The following is a 14,374-nucleotide window of genomic DNA, read 5'->3' on the forward strand; positions in this document are numbered from 1 at the left end:
ATCAACCAGAGCCGGGTCCTGGAAAGCGTTGGTCTTACCTCGAAATCCGGCATTCACTTCAAGTTCTTCACCGCCTCCACGAACTGGCCGCCGCGGTCGTAGGCGTTCTTGAACAATCCGAAGCTGGCGGTGCCGGGAGAGAGCAGTACGATGTCGCCGGCGCTGGCGGCTTTCTTCGCTTCGAGGACGGCGCTTTCCATGTCGCTCACGTTCACGCTCGGGACGGACGTGCCGACCGCCTGCTCGATCTCGGCCGTCGAGCTTCCCTCGAGGTACACGACGTGCTTGCAATGCTCGCGGATCGCAGCCGCCATCTCGTCGAAGCTGAACCCCTTGGCCTTGCCGCCCACGATCAGCACGACGCGCTTCTTGTCGTTCGCGAACCGCTTGAGCGCGGCGACCACGGCGTCCGGACTCGTCGCGTTGGTGTCGTTCACGTAGGTGACGCCGTCGAACTCGCGCACGGTCTGCTGGCGGCCCTGGAGCCCTTCGAAGGTCCGCAGCGACATGCATAAGCCTTCGTCCGGCACGCCGGCAAGGGCGGCGGCGAGCGTTGCCGCGAGCGCGTTCTGCACGTTGTGCTCGCCCTGCAGGCACGGCCAGTTCTGCGGGTGGCAGATTTCCCTGTCCGTCCCGCCGAGGCGCAGGTGCAGCGTGCCGTCCTCGGCGATATACGTCCCTTCGACGCTCTCCGGCAACGGCTTCGCGCTGAACCAGAAGGCCCTGGACTTCACCCGTTCGCCTACTTTGCGCACGATCTCGTGGTCGTAGTTGAGAACGGCTTTTTGCGACGGCGATTGCGTGTTGAAAATGATCTCCTTGGCCGCGAGATATGCGTCGAACGACTCGTAGCGGTCGAGGTGGTCCATGGACACGTTGGTGAGCACGGCCACCTCCGGGCCGACCTTCACGTGATCCAACCCTTCCAGGAGCCAGCTCGACAACTCGAGCGCCACCGGCACCGGCTTCTCCTCCGTGAGCATCCAATCCAATTCCTCAAGCGGGCTGTGCATGATGTTGCCGGCCACGACGGTCTTGGGATGCACGCGCTTGAGCATCTCCCCGATGAGCGCCGTCGTGGTGGATTTCCCGCGCGTGCCGGTGACGGCGCAGATAGGATGCGGATAGAAATGCCAGAACAGCGACACGTCGCTCTCCACGCGCACGCCGTTCTTCTCGGCGAGCTTCACGAACGCGGATTCCTTCGGCACGTCCGGGTTCTTCACCACGAGCTGCACGTTCTCGAAATCCTCCTCGCGATGTTCGCCCAGCACGAACACGGGCGCATAGATGTCGCGATCCGGGTACTCCTTGCGGTACTCCTCGTACCACTGGGTCACCAAGTCCACCGACGCCTTGAGGTCGGCCTCGCTCTTCAAGTCGGTCACCACGATCTGCGCGCCGTGGCGCATGAGCCATTTGGCCGCCCCGATGCCGCTCCCTTGCTTGAACCTCCCAAGGCCCATCACGGTGACGACGGCGTCCTGGAGGTCTGTAGGTTTGGTGAAATCGATAGGCATAGTCAGAATTCCCCTTTCAGGGCGGCAATACGGACCAGGATCATTGCTTTAGCCACGACGGTCCACATGCGGACGTATTGTACCAGAGCTTTCCGCCAACCCACCTTTTGGAACTTCCGCCGCATGGTGAGGCCCGGGAGCGGCACCGACCCGTACGGCAGGCGGTTGCGACGGCAATAATAGTTGAGCGCCTCTTCCAGCTGGAACCCGCGAAGCAGATGCGGCGGCACGCGCTCGATGATCTCGCGCGGGAGCGCGCGTTCGCCGGACACGAGCGGGAGCCAGCGCGTGAACGGGGTGAACCACCCGCGGTCGCGTTGGCTGCAGTTCATCACGCGGCTGCCGTCGAGCACGGGCGCAAGCAGGCGCTCGACATGGTCGGCGGTGAGTCCCACGAGGTCGGCGTCAAGCAGCAGGACGAGCGGCGCGTCGGTCATGGCGAGGCCGGAGAGCACGGCGGCCCCCTTTCCGCCGTTGGTCGGGCGCTCCACCACCCTGGCGCCGGCCTCGCGGGCGACGGCGGCCGTCCGGTCGGTGGACGCGTCGGACACGACGATCGTCTCTGACACGAGCGGGCTCGTCCTCACGGCGCGCACCACGTCCGCGACGGTCGTTTCCTCGTCATACGCGGGGATGATGGCGGCGACGCGCACGCTCATATCAGCGGCGTATCCTGCCGGCGCTTCCTTTCTCGCGCGATGCGCGACCGGGCTTCGGTTACGGCTTCAGCGACCGGCGCGGCAAGCGCGATGAGTCCTTCCTGTTCGGCCGGAAGCCTGCCGGCTGCCCGGAGGGACTCGAGCGAGGCCGTTGCGCGGGAAAGATATGCCTGCGCGAGCTCGAGTTCCTTGTCCGCCACGTCGAGCGAGTAGGCGTCCTCGTGCGCGAGCTCGTTCAGCGCATACGAGACTTTCATGGGCACCAAGCACGCGTTGAGGCACACGCGCAGGAGCTGCGGGTGGCGCTCCTTGGCGTAGGCGGCCTTCGCGAAGCGGAACGCCGGGCCGGCCCATGCGAGCGCGCGCTCGTACGTGGGCTCGCGCTCGAGGTCGCGACGCAGGAATTCGAGCACCGGCATGTCAGGGCCGTGCGCCGTCGCGTCTGCGGGTTCATGCTCATGCCCGTCATGGTGCGGACAGTCCTCGGATTCCTCGAGCCAGCCCGGGCCGATCTTCGCCGTGAGCTCCGCTTCGCTCGCGTCTTCGGTGTCCGCCTGTTCCCGGACGACCGCCTCCTCCGCCTCAAAGCCTGGGCCGGATTCCCGCTCCTCATGCGCGCGGCACAAATCATCGAAATCCTCTTCAAGGACGGCAAGCTCGTCCCGGCGGCTTCCCCATGGGTATTCCGGCAACATATGGCCGCATTTAACCCTTTCGGGCTCCCTGCGACAAGAACCGGCCTTTCACCGCCTCGATCACGACCACGCGCACGGCGCCAAGGGAGAGGACGAGGCCGAGGTCTGCGCCCGTGAGCGGCACATGGCCGAACGCGGCCATGACCGTCGGGACGAACAGGGTGATGGCGATGAGCAGCATCCCGCACGCCACCCCGGCCACGAGCCACGGATTGGAAAGCGGATGGATGCGCCACAACGGCACGCGCATGTTCTTGAGCGAGAACGCATGGACCACCGAGATGAACCCGACCGCGGCGAACAGGACGGTCTGCAGGTGGTCGAGCGGATATCCCGCGCGAAGCAGCAGGACGAACGAGAGGAAGACGGCGATGTCCGTGACGAGGCCGGTGAGGACGATGAGGCGGATCATCCGCCGGTCGAGCACCGGTTCGTCCCGTCGGCGGGGCGGATCCCGCATGATTCCCGGTTCGCCCGGCTCCATCGTGAGCGCGGCGCTCGGCAGCCCGTCCGCGACCAGGTTGATCCAGAGGATCTGCAGCGCCGTGAGCGGGAGCGGAAGGCCGGCAATGATCGATCCGCCGATGAGCAGGATCTCGGTGAAGCAGCTGGACAGCAGGTACACGCTCACGCGGCGGATGTTCTCGAACAGGACGCGCCCCTGCTCGACCGCGGCCGTCACGGTCCCCAGGTCGTTGTCGAGCAGGATGATGTCGGCGGCTTCCTTCGCCACCTCCGTGCCGGACCCGAGCGCGACCCCCACGTCCGCGGCCTTGAGCGCCGGGGCGTCGTTCACCCCGTCGCCGACCATGGCGACCGACGCGCCGCGCGCGCGCCAGGCCTCGACCAGTCGGATCTTGTGGCGCGGCTCCACGCGCGCATACACGTCGATGCCGGTCACCCGTCGCGCGAGCTCGCGGTCGTCCCAACGGTCGAGCTCCTCTCCGGTCACGACGCGATGCGTGCGGTCAAGGCCCGCCTCAAGCGCCACCAGCCGCGCGGTGTCGGGGTGATCGCCGGTCACGAGGACCGTGCGCACGCCGGCCGCGCGCGCCCGCGCGACCTGCTCCTGCGCCTGCGGCCTCAACGGGTCGCGCAGGCCGAGGAACCCGAGGAATGCCATCCCGCGAAGGTCGTCCGCCTCAAGCGTCTTCGCCCGCGCGCCGGCCTCCCGGGTGGCGCATCCGATCACGCGTACCCCGCCTTTCAGCAGCCGCGCGAGGACGCGGGACACCCGGCGCCGCTCTCCGTCGGTGAACGGATGGACGTCGCCGTCCTCTCCCAGGTACGACGCGCATCGCGCAAGCACGAATTCGGGGGCGCCCTTGTACAGGATGCGCGCCTCCTTGCCCGCCCACCGATGGAGGGTCGCCATGTCCTTGCGACGGGAATCGAACGGGATCTCGGCAAGCCGCGGGTGCCGGAGGCGCAAGGCGGCCGCGTCGATGCCGGCGGAGAGCCCCGCGCCCATGAGCGCGCGCTCGGTGGGCGACCCGTTCGTCGCCTGCTCGATCCCCTTCACGCGTTCCACCACCGCGTCGTTCACCAGCATCCCCGCTTCCAGGAGCGCGACGATGCCGCGGGATACCGAGAGGTGGCTCACGTCCGCGGCGGACGGGGCCCCTTCGGCCGGGACGACCTCCGCCACGCGCATCTCCCCTTCCGTGAGCGTCCCGGTCTTGTCCGTGCAGATCACCGACACGCTCCCGAGCGTCTCGGCCGCCACCAGCCGGCGCACGAGGGATCCCCGTTTGAGGATCCGCCGCATGCCGACCGCAAGCACCATGGTGACGGACACCATGAGCCCTTCCGGCACGGCCGACACCGCAAGCGCGATGCCCGTCTTGAGCATCTCGACCGTGCCGCGGCCGGACGCGATCCCGAGGACGAACAGCGCGAGGACGGTCGCGACCGCGAACAACCCGATCCGGGCGCTCAACTGGCGCAGCTGCGCCTGCAAGGACGTTTCCGGTTCCTCGGTCCCGACCACGAGCGAGGCGATCTTCCCGAGTTCGGTGAGGGAGCCGGTCGCGACCACCACCGCTTCCGCCCGGCCGGCCACCACGATCGTGCCGGCAAACGCCATGTTGACGCGCTCGGCGAGGATCGTCCCGATGCGGAGCGCCTCCGGACCTTTTGCGACCGGCATGGATTCCCCGGTGAGCGGCGCTTCGTTCGTCTCGCACGCCACGGCCTCGATGAGGCGCGCGTCCGCGGCCACCCGGTCTCCCGCGCGCAGCACGAGCCGGTCGCCAAGGACCAGCTCGGAAGCGCGGATCTCCCGTTCGCGCCCGTCACGGCGCACCATGGACATCGGCACGACGAGCGACCGGATCGCCTCAAGCGTGCGGGCCGCGCGGTATTCCTGGAAGAACCCGAGCGCCGCGTTCAGCGCGAACGCGCAGGCGATCACCGCCGCCTCGGCCTTGTCCCCGAGCGCGAGGCTCACGACCGCGGCCGCGAGCAACAGCAGCATGAGCGGCGCCGAGACCTGCCGGGCGAGCACCCCGGCCCATCCGTCATGACGGACGGTCGGAAGGGCGTTTGGTCCGTGGAGACGGAGGCGGCGCGCCGCCTCCGAGCCCGCCAAGCCGCCCGGAGGGGATCCGAGCGCTTTCAAGACGGCCGCAGCGGATTGCGCATGCCAGGGGCGTTCCATGTCCGGACGGTTCCTCCACGGCCCGGTTCAACGCCCGAGCGCCAGTCGCGGGACGTACCCGGCCCACGCGAACGAGGTGAGGAACGAGGTCATCTGACGGGTCAGGATCGGGAGGCTGAGGAGCGTGTCCTTGGGGAGGACTTCCGTGAGCGATACGGCCGCGCCCGGGACGAACAGCGCGAGCTGGGATCCGGTCACCGGGACGATCAGCTCCTCCCAATGCGTCCCGTATGCCGTCGTCGCGACGCGCTCGCTCGTGAGCAGGCGCGCGACCGGATACAGCGGACGCTCGGGATTCGCGACCAGCGCGTACACGGCGGCCTGTCCCGGAACCTGCACGAGCGCGCTCCCGGCCTTGGGCAGCATGGGGTCGCCCGCGGGAAGCGATTCGACGGTGGCGTCGCTTACCAATCGCACGTGGCGGAAGTCCGGCTCGTAGGTGAAGAACTGCACGTCGCTCACGAACGCGCGGGCCTTGAAATCGTCCGCGACATAGACGACGCCCGCGTGCCCCGGGCTGCGCAGGTACTCGCCCAGGCAGACGATATCCACGGCTTCCTCGGCGCCCGAGACGGCGCGCACGCGCGTGCCGGGCGCGACCGGCGCGTCGCACGACGGCGCGGCAGCGGAGGCAGCAAGCGGGAGGAACAAGGCGGCGACGAACGAGACGAGCGTGAGGCGCATGCGCATACGAAAGATTGTGCGCCTGTGGGGGCGGCGCGATTATGCGAACATCATACCAAAAACCCCGCGAACGTTCGCGGGACTCCTGTGCACAGCCTAGGCGTTCTGCGCCTCGGCGCGCTTGCGGGCGTTGTAGTCGAGGAAGGTCTTGCGGATGCGGATGGACTTGGGGGTGACCTCCACCAGCTCGTCGTCCCCGATGTACTCGAGGCTCTGCTCGAGGGTGAGGATGCGCGGGGGCTCGATCGCCACGCTCGCGCCGTCGCCCTTCGAGCGCATGTTGGAGAGCTTCTTCTCCTTGCACGGGTTCACGTCGATGTCCTCGGCTCGGGAGTGCTCTCCGATCACCATGCCCACGTACACCTGCGTCCCGACCGGCACGAACATCACCCCGCGCTCCTGCAAGTTGGTGACGGCGTAGCCCATCACGGTCCCCTGCTCCATGGAGACGATGGACCCGTGTTCATTGGCGCTCACGTCGCCGGCGAGCGGTCGGTAGCCCAAGAGCAGCGTGTTGATGATCCCCTGGCCCTTCGTATCCGTCATGAACTCGTTGCGGTAGCCGATGAGCCCGCGCGTGGGGATCTCGAACTCCATGAACGCGGTGCCGTTCTCCACCTTCATGTCCTTCATGTCGCCGCGGCGCTTGCCCATCTTCTCGATGATGATCCCCTGGAACGCCTCGGGCGCCTCGATGGACACGGCTTCGAACGGCTCGGTCTTCTCCCCATGCTCCTCGCGGAAGATCACCTGCGGGCGGCTCACCTGCAGCTCGTACCCCTCGCGGCGCATTTTTTCAATCAGAATCGCCAGGTGCAGCTCGCCGCGCCCGGAAACGATGAACGCGCCGTCGCCTTCGCCTGGGGCGACGCGCAGCGCCACGTCGTTTTGCAGCTCGCGGTCCAGGCGCTCCTTGATGTTGCGGCTGGTGGTGAACTGCCCTTCCTGGCCGGCGAACGGCGAGGTGTTCACGCCGAAGGTCATCTTCACGGTGGGTGCTTCCACGTTGAGCACGGGGAGCGCGACCGGGTTCGTCGGGTCGGCGAAGGTCTCGCCGATCTGCACGTCCTCGACGCCCGCCACGGCGACGATCTCCCCGGCGGACGCCTCGGGCAGGTCCACGCGCGCGAGCGCCTGGAACCCCTGGATGGCAACGACCTTGGCCGGCTTCACCTTCCCGTCACGGTCGATGTGCGCGATGCTTTGCCCAACCTTGATGCGGCCGTTCACCACGCGCCCCACCGCGATGCGGCCCTTGTAGTTGTCGTACATCACGTTGACGATGGACATCTGGAGCGGCTTCTCGACGTCGGCCTGCGGGGCCGGGATGTGGTCGACGATCGCCTGGAACAGCGGGGTGATGTCGGTCATCGCCTCGAGGTCCGGGGTAAGGCCGGCCTTGCCGTTCACGGCCGAGGCGTAGATCACCGGGAAATCGGCCTGCTCTTCGCTCGCCCCCAGGTCCACGAACAGGTCGAAGGTGTGGTTGAGCACCCACTCCGGGCGCGCGTCCTTCTTGTCGATCTTGTTGATGACCACGATCACCTTGTGCCCGGCCTTGATCGCCTGCTTCAACACGAACTTGGTCTGCGGCATCGGCCCCTCCTTGGCGTCCACGAGCAGCAGGCAGCCGTCCACCATGCTCATGATGCGCTCCACCTCGCCGCCGAAATCCGCGTGGCCCGGGGTGTCCACGATGTTGAACTTGATGTCCTTCCACACGATGGACGCGTTCTTGGCGAGGATGGTGATCCCGCGCTCGCGCTCCAATTCGTTCGAGTCCATGATGGTGGTCCCCATCGCGTCCGCGTTGCGGAACGTGTTGGACTGCTTCAAAAGCGCGTCCACCAGGGTGGTCTTCCCGTGGTCGACGTGGGCGATGATGGCGAAATTGCGCAGGTCAGGACGGGTCATAATGGGCGGATGGTAGCCAAAAATCGAATTCAGGTCAAGACAAAACCGCCTGAGGCGGTTCTGACTGGTGGGTCGGGTGGGGATCGAACCCACGACCTTGGGCTTAAAAGGCCCCTGCTCTACCATTGAGCTACCGACCCGTAGTGAGGAGAAAACGAGCTCGCTCGTATTCGACGAACGAGGGTTGGCAACGGCTTTGCCGTTACCGACCCATGAATGGCCGGATGGTATCCGAAAATCGACGGGAAATCAAGCCCCTCCGACGCTCCAGCCGGGCTGGAGGTCGGAGCCCCGACCCCCGAAGGGCGTCGGGGTTGACGTCCTCTTCCCCTCTCGTTCTACTTCGCTACAATATCCAGGTCTTCATTCTTTATCCCCACGCGGAGTCCGTATGAACACGGGAGTATGCATCACCTGCGGCGCGCAGGACGTCGACCTCGACGATGACACCGAGCAGTGCGCGGACTGCGTAGCCTTGGAAGGCGGAGCGCCCAAGAACGGCGCCGACGCGCTCGAGGAGACGACCTGACGATGACACCGCCCGACCGGGCGGTGTTTTCATTTCGCCATGAGACGCATCAGCCGGTGCGCGATCTTTTCCGCGACGTCGGTGGGGAGCGCGCGGGCCAGGCGGTCGCCGAGCGCGCGGCGCGCGGGCTCGTCGGCGAGCAGGCCGAGGATCGCCCGTTCGAGGTCGCCGAGGGTGGCGAGCGGCTGCTGGATCACCTTCGCGGCGCCCGTATCCTCGAGCACGGCGGCGTTGGCCATCTGCAGCGAGCCGTGGATGGGCACCAGCACCGCCGCCTTGCGCATCGCGGAGAGTTCGCTGATCGTCCCCATCCCGGCGCGGGCGAGCACCACGTCGGCGGCCGCGAGCGCGTCGGCCATGCCTTCGACGAGCAGCTCGACCGCATGGTAGTGCGCGCCGAACCGCTGGTAGGCGGGCTTCATCTTGCCCGGGCCCGTGATATGGATCACGTTGGCGATCCCCACCAGCTTGGGCGCCATGTCCATGCACATCTGGTTCAACCACTTGGCGCCTCCTCCCCCGCCGGTCACGAGCAAGGTGGGCAGACGCAGGTCGAGGCCGAAGCGGACGGCCGCACGGTCCTTGGCGCCGGCACGCACGCAGGCGCGCACGGGGTTGCCCATCAGCTCGGTCTTGCGGCGCGGGAAGGATCCCGCGGTCTGCGGCCAGGCCACGGTGACGAGCCGCGCCACGGGGGCGATGAGCCGGTTCGAGAGCAGCGGCCGCACGTCGCTCTGGTGCGTCCACACTGGGATCCCGCGGATGAATGCGGCATAGGCCATGGGCACGCCCGTGTATCCGCCGGCGCAGGCCACCAGCGACGGCTTCTCCCGACCGAGCACGAGCCAGGCCGTGACGAACGCTTGGAACGCGCGGAACGGGAGGGTAAGCCATTCGAGGGATGGATACCGGGTGAAACGCGCCACCGGCAGATGAAGGAATTTCATCCCTTGTTCACGGACGATCGCCCCTTCCGGGCCTCGTGACGTGCCGACCCACACGAACGAGACGGACGGATCCGTCCGCTTCCATGCCTCGGCCACCGCGATGAGCGGAGTGACCGGACCGAGCGTGCCGCCGCCGGCGAAAAGGATTTTCATAAGCAATATGTAGGATGAAGACTGTAGGAAGTAGGATCGTAAACTCTCGTCTCCGCTTATCCTTCAGTCTACATCCTACATCCTTCATCCATTTCCCTTCCTGTACCTCGATATGTTTAACACGACTCCCACCGCGGACAAACTGACGGCCAATGACGTCCCCCCGTAGCTCACGAACGGCAACGGGATGCCGGTCATGGGCATGAGCGCGGCCATGGAGCCGATGTTCACCAGGGCCTGGATCGTGAGCCAGGCGCCCACCCCCGAGGCCACCAGCTTCCCGAAGCGGTCCGGCGCCTCGTTGGCGATGCGCAAGGTGCGCCACAGCAACGCGATGAATGCCGCGATGAGCAGCGCGCACGCCACGAACCCCAGCTCCTCGCCGATCACGGCGAAGATGGAATCCCCGGCCACCTCGGGCAGGTATTGGAACTTCTGGCGGCTGTGGCCGTATCCCACGCCGAGGAACCCGCCGGAGCCGATGGCGAGCAGCGCCTGGTTGATGTGGTACCCGACCCCTTGGGGATCCAGCTCCGGATTGAGGAAGGTCATGAACCGCGCGGCGCGATACGGGGCGAAGCCGATGAGGGCCGCGAGGCCCAGCACCCCCGTGCTGATGAGCGCGAGCACGTAGGCGATGGGCGCGCCGGCGAGGAAGTACACCACGAGCGACATGGCGACGATGATCACCATGGTGCCGACGTCCGGCTGCAGGATGAGCAGCCCGATCACCGCCCCGAGCACGGCCACGAACGGGAGGAAATCCGCGGACATGTCCCTCCCCCCCCGTTCCCCGCGCTTCTCGAGCCAGCCGGCCAGATAGAAAAGGAAGGTCAGCTTCACGAACTCGGACGGCTGCACCGTGAACCAGCCGCCCACGTTGATCCAGCTGTGCGCGGTGCCGATCCCGGCCGAAAGCCCCGGCAGGAACACGAGCATGAGCAGGGCGATCGAGACGAGCAGCAGGTTCCAGGCGTTCTTCTTCCACACCGCATACGGGGTCCGCGAAAAGAACAGGAGCCCGGCGATCCCGGGGATGAGCCCGAACACCACCTGGTGCTTGAGGAAATAATAGCTGTCGCCGAACCGGTCATACCCGTCGGGCGCCGAGGCGCTCGCAAGCATGAGCAGGCCGAACGTGACCAGCCCGCCGACAAGGGCGAGGTAGGCGTAGTCCATCGGTTTGGCGTCGCCGGCGCGCATGCGTCAGCGCAGGGCGTCCAGGAGCGCGAGCGACACCCCGAGCGCGGAGGACACCATGGACACCACCCACAGGCGCATCACGATCTGCGGTTCGCTCCAGCCGATCGCCTCCAGATGGTGGTGGAACGGCGCGCTCTTCAGCAGCTTGCGCTTGAACAGCATGCGCCAGGCGAGCTGGAGCAGCACCGAGGCGGATTCGAGCACGAACACGATCCCGATCACCGGAAGCAGCAAGGCGGAGTTGGTGAGCATCGCCACGACCCCGAGGGTGACGCCGAGCCCCATCGCCCCGGTATCCCCCATGAACATGCGCGCCGGGGTGATGTTGAACCAGAGGAACGCGAGCAGCGCGCCGATGATCGCCCCGCAGAACGCGGCCAGGTCGTATTTCCCCTGCGCGAACGCGATCACCGCGAACGCGCCGAACGACATGAGCAGCGACCCGCCCGCGAGGCCGTCCAGACCGTCCGTCTCATTCACCGAGAACGCGGTCGAGACGATCACGAGGATGAAGAACGGCACGTACCACAGCCCCAAGTTGAAATCGCCGACGAACGGCACATGGAGCAGGTCCCAATCCAGCTTCGTGTAAAACCACCAGGCGCCGACCGCCGCGATGAGGGTATAGACGAGAAGGCGATGGCGCGCGCGCAATCCCCCGCCGTGCGCCCCGAGGCGTTTGACGTTGAGCCAGTCGTCGGCCAGTCCCACCAAGGCGGAAGCCACGAGCACGCCCAAGGGAAGAAGCGTTTCTGACCGCGAAATGAACGCCAAGCCGTCCTGAAACGGAAGCTGCGTATCGAAGAGGTTGAGAAGGCCGGCAAGAACCAGCACGGTCCCCCACACGAGCACGCCGCCCATGGTAGGCGTACCGGCTTTCTTCGCGTGGAGCTTGGCATACACCGGCGCCTCGTCGCTCGAACGGATCGTCTTCGCCATGCCCGAACGCGTGAGCAGGCGGATGAGGGCGGGAGCCCACGCGAACGCGGCCGCGAACGAAAGCGCGGCAAGCAGGAGCACCCGGGTGATGGCGAAGGATTCAAGAGGCATGCCTACAGGTTCAACAGCACCGTGAGCACCATGGCCACGCACAGCATCCCTTCGGCGAAGACGGTCGCGACGGCGAAAAAGGTGGAAAGCATCCGTTCGCGGCGGTAGAAGACGGCTTGGAACACCGTGTTCACCACGAGGAGCGTGGCTCCGAGCACGCCGGGGATGAACGCGTAATACCACGGCCCGAACCGGTCGATCCCGATGTAGACGTTGTAATGCAGCGGGATGAACGGTTCGCTCACGCGCATCGGGACGATCTTCCAGGCCGGCAGCGCGAGGGTCGCCGCCACGAGGAGCACGGAGGCGATCATCGTGCGACGGTATACGGATGACGAACGCACGAGGTCGGCGAACGACCCGGCGATGCGCGTGAGGAAGAGCCTGAGGCGAGGCATGCGGTTATCCGTCAATGGCGATCACCTCGCGCACCTCCGGGACGGCGTCCATGAGCGCGGCCTCCACCCCCATCTTGAGGGTGATGGCGGACATGGGGCAGCCCACGCATGCCCCCTGCAAACGCACCTTCACGATGCCCGTCGCGAGGTCGCAATCCACGAACGAAATGTCGCCCCCGTGCATGGCAAGGGAGGGACGGATGTCCGCGAGGACGGCTTCGACGCGTTCGCGCATAGGTGTTGAAAGCGTATCAAAATATCGTCGTCTTTGCGAGGAGGCACTGCTTTCAAGGCCGACGAAGCAACCTCCCGGGAGGTTGCTTCGTCGGCGGAGGCCTCCTCGCAAAGACAAAAGCGGGGGGACTCCCCGCCTTTTATATCACTTCGTTTCGGGCAACACGTGGCAGAACGTGCAGACCTTGAGCTTCCCGGTGAAGTTCGGCATCTGCTTCTTGGTGAACTTCACCTTGCCGGCGGCCTTTGCGTAGAGCGTGTCGTCGCCGCCCTTGGTGACGTTCTTCCCCGCGCGGATGGGGGTGCCGCGCTGGCGCACGAGGATCTGCCCCGCGCCGGCCTTCTCCCCGTCGCCGATCTTCACGCCAAGGCGCTGGCCATGGGAATCACGGCCAAGGGTGGTGGAACCGGCGGCTTTCTTATGGGCCATATCGGGGATGAGTCAAGTTGGCGGAAGTATAAGAAAAGACGGGGAAAGCGTCAAGCCCGCTTCACTTCGAAGACGAAACTCTTCAGATAGGCGGATTCCGGGAAATAGACGGACATCGGGTGGTCGGCGCTTTGGCGGACGGAGGCGAGGGTGTGCAGGTGCACGCCGGCTTGGACAGATGCGCGTCGGAGCGTGAACGCAAGGTCGGCTTCGGGGAAGAAGTGGGAGCAGCTGGACGTGACGAAGGTGCCGCCGTCCTTCACCAGCTTCATCGCGGCGCGATTGATGAAGTGATACGCCTTGGCTCCGGCTTCGACGTCCTTCTGCCCCTTGATGATGGCCGGCGGGTCGACGATGACCATGTCGTATTCGCCCTGGGCGCCCGCAAGCCATTGGAAGATGTCGGTCTGTTCGGTCGTGAACGTTTCGGGTCGTATGCCGTTGAGCTTCGCGTTCTGCGCGCACAGTTCGAGCGCGCGCGGCGACTCGTCCACGTTATGCACGCGCGCGGCTCCTCCGGCCATGGCGTAGACGCCGGTCGCCCCGGTGTAGGAGAAAAGGTTGAGCACCGACGCGCCCTTGGCGAAATGACGGACGCGCTCGCGCAGGTCCTTCTGGTCGCAGAAGAACCCGGTCTTCTGCCCGTCGATCGCGTCGGCCACGAACGTCAGGCCGTTCTCGGTGAACGGGACGGGGGCGGCGACCTTACCAACGCGCACGCCTGCGGAAAGCGCGAGCATCTCATCCTTTCGCCCGCTCATGTCGCTGCGCTCGACCACGTTCTCGACGCCGAGCGCCGAGACGATGGCCGCCACGATGTCCTCGCGTAGGCCGTCGAGCGCGGCGGTCGCGATCTGGAACACGGCCGTGTCGCCGTACCGGTCCACCACGAGGCCCGGCAGCCCGTCGGATTCGCCGAAGCAAACGCGGAATCCGGTCGTAGCCGTCCCGGGGCCATATCCCATCCGTACGCGACGTTCATGGGCTTTCCGCAGCCGCGTCTCGATGAACGCCCGGTCGATGGTCGCCTCGCCCGGCGCGAACACGCGCACGGCGATGGAGCCCTGGCGCGAGAACGAACCAGTGGCGATCACCTCGCCCTTCCGGTCGGCCACGTGCACGAACGCGCCGTGCGGCACCGACTCAAATGCCCCCTGCCCTGAGCCTGTCGAAGGGTCGAACGCGCCCGAAAACACCCAAGGGTGCCCGTAGGCGACCGATGCCTCCTTTCCTGCCTTGAGCTTGAGCGTGGGGTAAGACATATGCGTGTAGCGAAGGGATTACGAGAGGTAAGGGATG

At 66.4% G+C, this 14,374-nt stretch carries 13 protein-coding genes and 1 tRNA gene; all 14 read right to left on the minus strand.

The genetic code is table 11. The features are described 5' to 3' along the window. Positions 1 to 53 precede the first annotated feature (53 nt). The 14 genes from murD to EPO34_01590 all read right to left on the minus strand — a co-directional run bounded on the left by murD (position 54) and on the right by EPO34_01590 (position 14,337). Positions 54 to 1,520 carry a UDP-N-acetylmuramoyl-L-alanine--D-glutamate ligase gene (gene murD / locus EPO34_01525; protein ID TAK03822.1) on the minus strand — a complete coding sequence of 489 codons (1,467 nt, stop codon included), beginning with the start codon at positions 1,518 to 1,520 and terminating at the stop codon, positions 54 to 56. 2 nt (positions 1,521 to 1,522) lie between these two features. Further along, entirely contained in the window at positions 1,523 to 2,179 is a 657-nt protein-coding gene (locus EPO34_01530) for a glycosyltransferase (GenBank protein ID TAK03823.1), read from the minus strand. After that, positions 2,176 to 2,874, minus strand: coding sequence for a hypothetical protein (locus EPO34_01535; protein ID TAK03824.1), 699 nt, complete (start codon positions 2,872 to 2,874; stop codon positions 2,176 to 2,178). Before EPO34_01535 ends, EPO34_01530 begins: the two co-directional genes overlap by 4 nt. A gap of 10 nt (positions 2,875 to 2,884) precedes the next feature. Then, positions 2,885 to 5,533, minus strand: coding sequence for a cation-transporting P-type ATPase (locus EPO34_01540; protein ID TAK03825.1), 2,649 nt, complete (start codon positions 5,531 to 5,533; stop codon positions 2,885 to 2,887). A gap of 27 nt (positions 5,534 to 5,560) precedes the next feature. Continuing rightward, entirely contained in the window at positions 5,561 to 6,223 is a 663-nt protein-coding gene (locus EPO34_01545; GenBank protein ID TAK03826.1) for a hypothetical protein, read from the minus strand. 90 nt (positions 6,224 to 6,313) lie between these two features. Further along, entirely contained in the window at positions 6,314 to 8,131 is a 1,818-nt protein-coding gene (gene typA, locus EPO34_01550; protein ID TAK03827.1) for a translational GTPase TypA, read from the minus strand. Positions 8,132 to 8,196: 65 nt separating this feature from the next. Beyond that, positions 8,197 to 8,271, minus strand: a tRNA-Lys gene (locus EPO34_01555). A 418-nt stretch (positions 8,272 to 8,689) separates the two neighbouring features. Continuing rightward, on the minus strand, positions 8,690 to 9,760 hold the full coding sequence (locus EPO34_01560) for a hypothetical protein (protein ID TAK03828.1): 1,071 nt from the start codon (positions 9,758 to 9,760) through the stop codon (positions 8,690 to 8,692). An 84-nt stretch (positions 9,761 to 9,844) separates the two neighbouring features. Beyond that, positions 9,845 to 10,963, minus strand: a complete 1,119-nt coding sequence (gene ftsW, locus EPO34_01565) for a putative lipid II flippase FtsW (GenBank protein TAK03829.1) — start codon at positions 10,961 to 10,963, stop codon at positions 9,845 to 9,847. A 3-nt stretch (positions 10,964 to 10,966) separates the two neighbouring features. Then, positions 10,967 to 12,013 carry a phospho-N-acetylmuramoyl-pentapeptide-transferase gene (gene mraY / locus EPO34_01570; GenBank protein TAK03830.1) on the minus strand — a complete coding sequence of 349 codons (1,047 nt, stop codon included), beginning with the start codon at positions 12,011 to 12,013 and terminating at the stop codon, positions 10,967 to 10,969. Between the two features lie 2 nt (positions 12,014 to 12,015). Further along, the gene (locus EPO34_01575) at positions 12,016 to 12,411 is read right to left on the minus strand and encodes a hypothetical protein (protein TAK03831.1); all 396 of its coding nucleotides are present in this window, start codon (positions 12,409 to 12,411) and stop codon (positions 12,016 to 12,018) included. 4 nt (positions 12,412 to 12,415) lie between these two features. Continuing rightward, a complete protein-coding gene (locus tag EPO34_01580) occupies positions 12,416 to 12,646 on the minus strand; it encodes a NifU family protein (protein ID TAK03832.1) in 231 nt (76 codons plus the stop codon). A 144-nt stretch (positions 12,647 to 12,790) separates the two neighbouring features. Further along, a complete protein-coding gene (locus EPO34_01585) occupies positions 12,791 to 13,075 on the minus strand; it encodes a 50S ribosomal protein L27 (protein TAK03833.1) in 285 nt (94 codons plus the stop codon). A gap of 50 nt (positions 13,076 to 13,125) precedes the next feature. After that, positions 13,126 to 14,337 (minus strand): class I SAM-dependent rRNA methyltransferase, encoded by a 1,212-nt coding sequence (locus EPO34_01590; protein ID TAK03834.1) that lies wholly within the window; start codon positions 14,335 to 14,337, stop codon positions 13,126 to 13,128. Positions 14,338 to 14,374 lie beyond the last annotated feature (37 nt).

This window comes from Patescibacteria group bacterium, from assembly GCA_004297215.1.
Lineage (GTDB): Bacteria > Patescibacteriota > Patescibacteriia > UBA9934 > GWF2-40-263 > 2-01-FULL-63-20.

Excerpts from the sequence above, each read along its gene's own strand:
- EPO34_01590 (TAK03834.1), bottom strand. The coding sequence starts at position 14,337 with ATGTCTTACCCCACGCTCAAGCTCAAGGCAGGAAAGGAGGCATCGGTC.
- EPO34_01530 (TAK03823.1), bottom strand. The coding sequence starts at position 2,179 with ATGAGCGTGCGCGTCGCCGCCATCATCCCCGCGTATGACGAGGAAACG.
- EPO34_01575 (TAK03831.1), bottom strand. The coding sequence starts at position 12,411 with ATGCCTCGCCTCAGGCTCTTCCTCACGCGCATCGCCGGGTCGTTCGCC.
- ftsW (TAK03829.1), bottom strand. The coding sequence starts at position 10,963 with ATGCGCGCCGGCGACGCCAAACCGATGGACTACGCCTACCTCGCCCTT.
- typA (TAK03827.1), bottom strand. The coding sequence starts at position 8,131 with ATGACCCGTCCTGACCTGCGCAATTTCGCCATCATCGCCCACGTCGAC.
- EPO34_01540 (TAK03825.1), bottom strand. The coding sequence starts at position 5,533 with ATGGAACGCCCCTGGCATGCGCAATCCGCTGCGGCCGTCTTGAAAGCG.
- mraY (TAK03830.1), bottom strand. The coding sequence starts at position 12,013 with ATGCCTCTTGAATCCTTCGCCATCACCCGGGTGCTCCTGCTTGCCGCG.
- murD (TAK03822.1), bottom strand. The coding sequence starts at position 1,520 with ATGCCTATCGATTTCACCAAACCTACAGACCTCCAGGACGCCGTCGTC.
- EPO34_01580 (TAK03832.1), bottom strand. The coding sequence starts at position 12,646 with ATGCGCGAACGCGTCGAAGCCGTCCTCGCGGACATCCGTCCCTCCCTT.
- EPO34_01560 (TAK03828.1), bottom strand. The coding sequence starts at position 9,760 with ATGAAAATCCTTTTCGCCGGCGGCGGCACGCTCGGTCCGGTCACTCCG.
- EPO34_01585 (TAK03833.1), bottom strand. The coding sequence starts at position 13,075 with ATGGCCCATAAGAAAGCCGCCGGTTCCACCACCCTTGGCCGTGATTCC.
- EPO34_01545 (TAK03826.1), bottom strand. The coding sequence starts at position 6,223 with ATGCGCATGCGCCTCACGCTCGTCTCGTTCGTCGCCGCCTTGTTCCTC.
- EPO34_01535 (TAK03824.1), bottom strand. The coding sequence starts at position 2,874 with ATGTTGCCGGAATACCCATGGGGAAGCCGCCGGGACGAGCTTGCCGTC.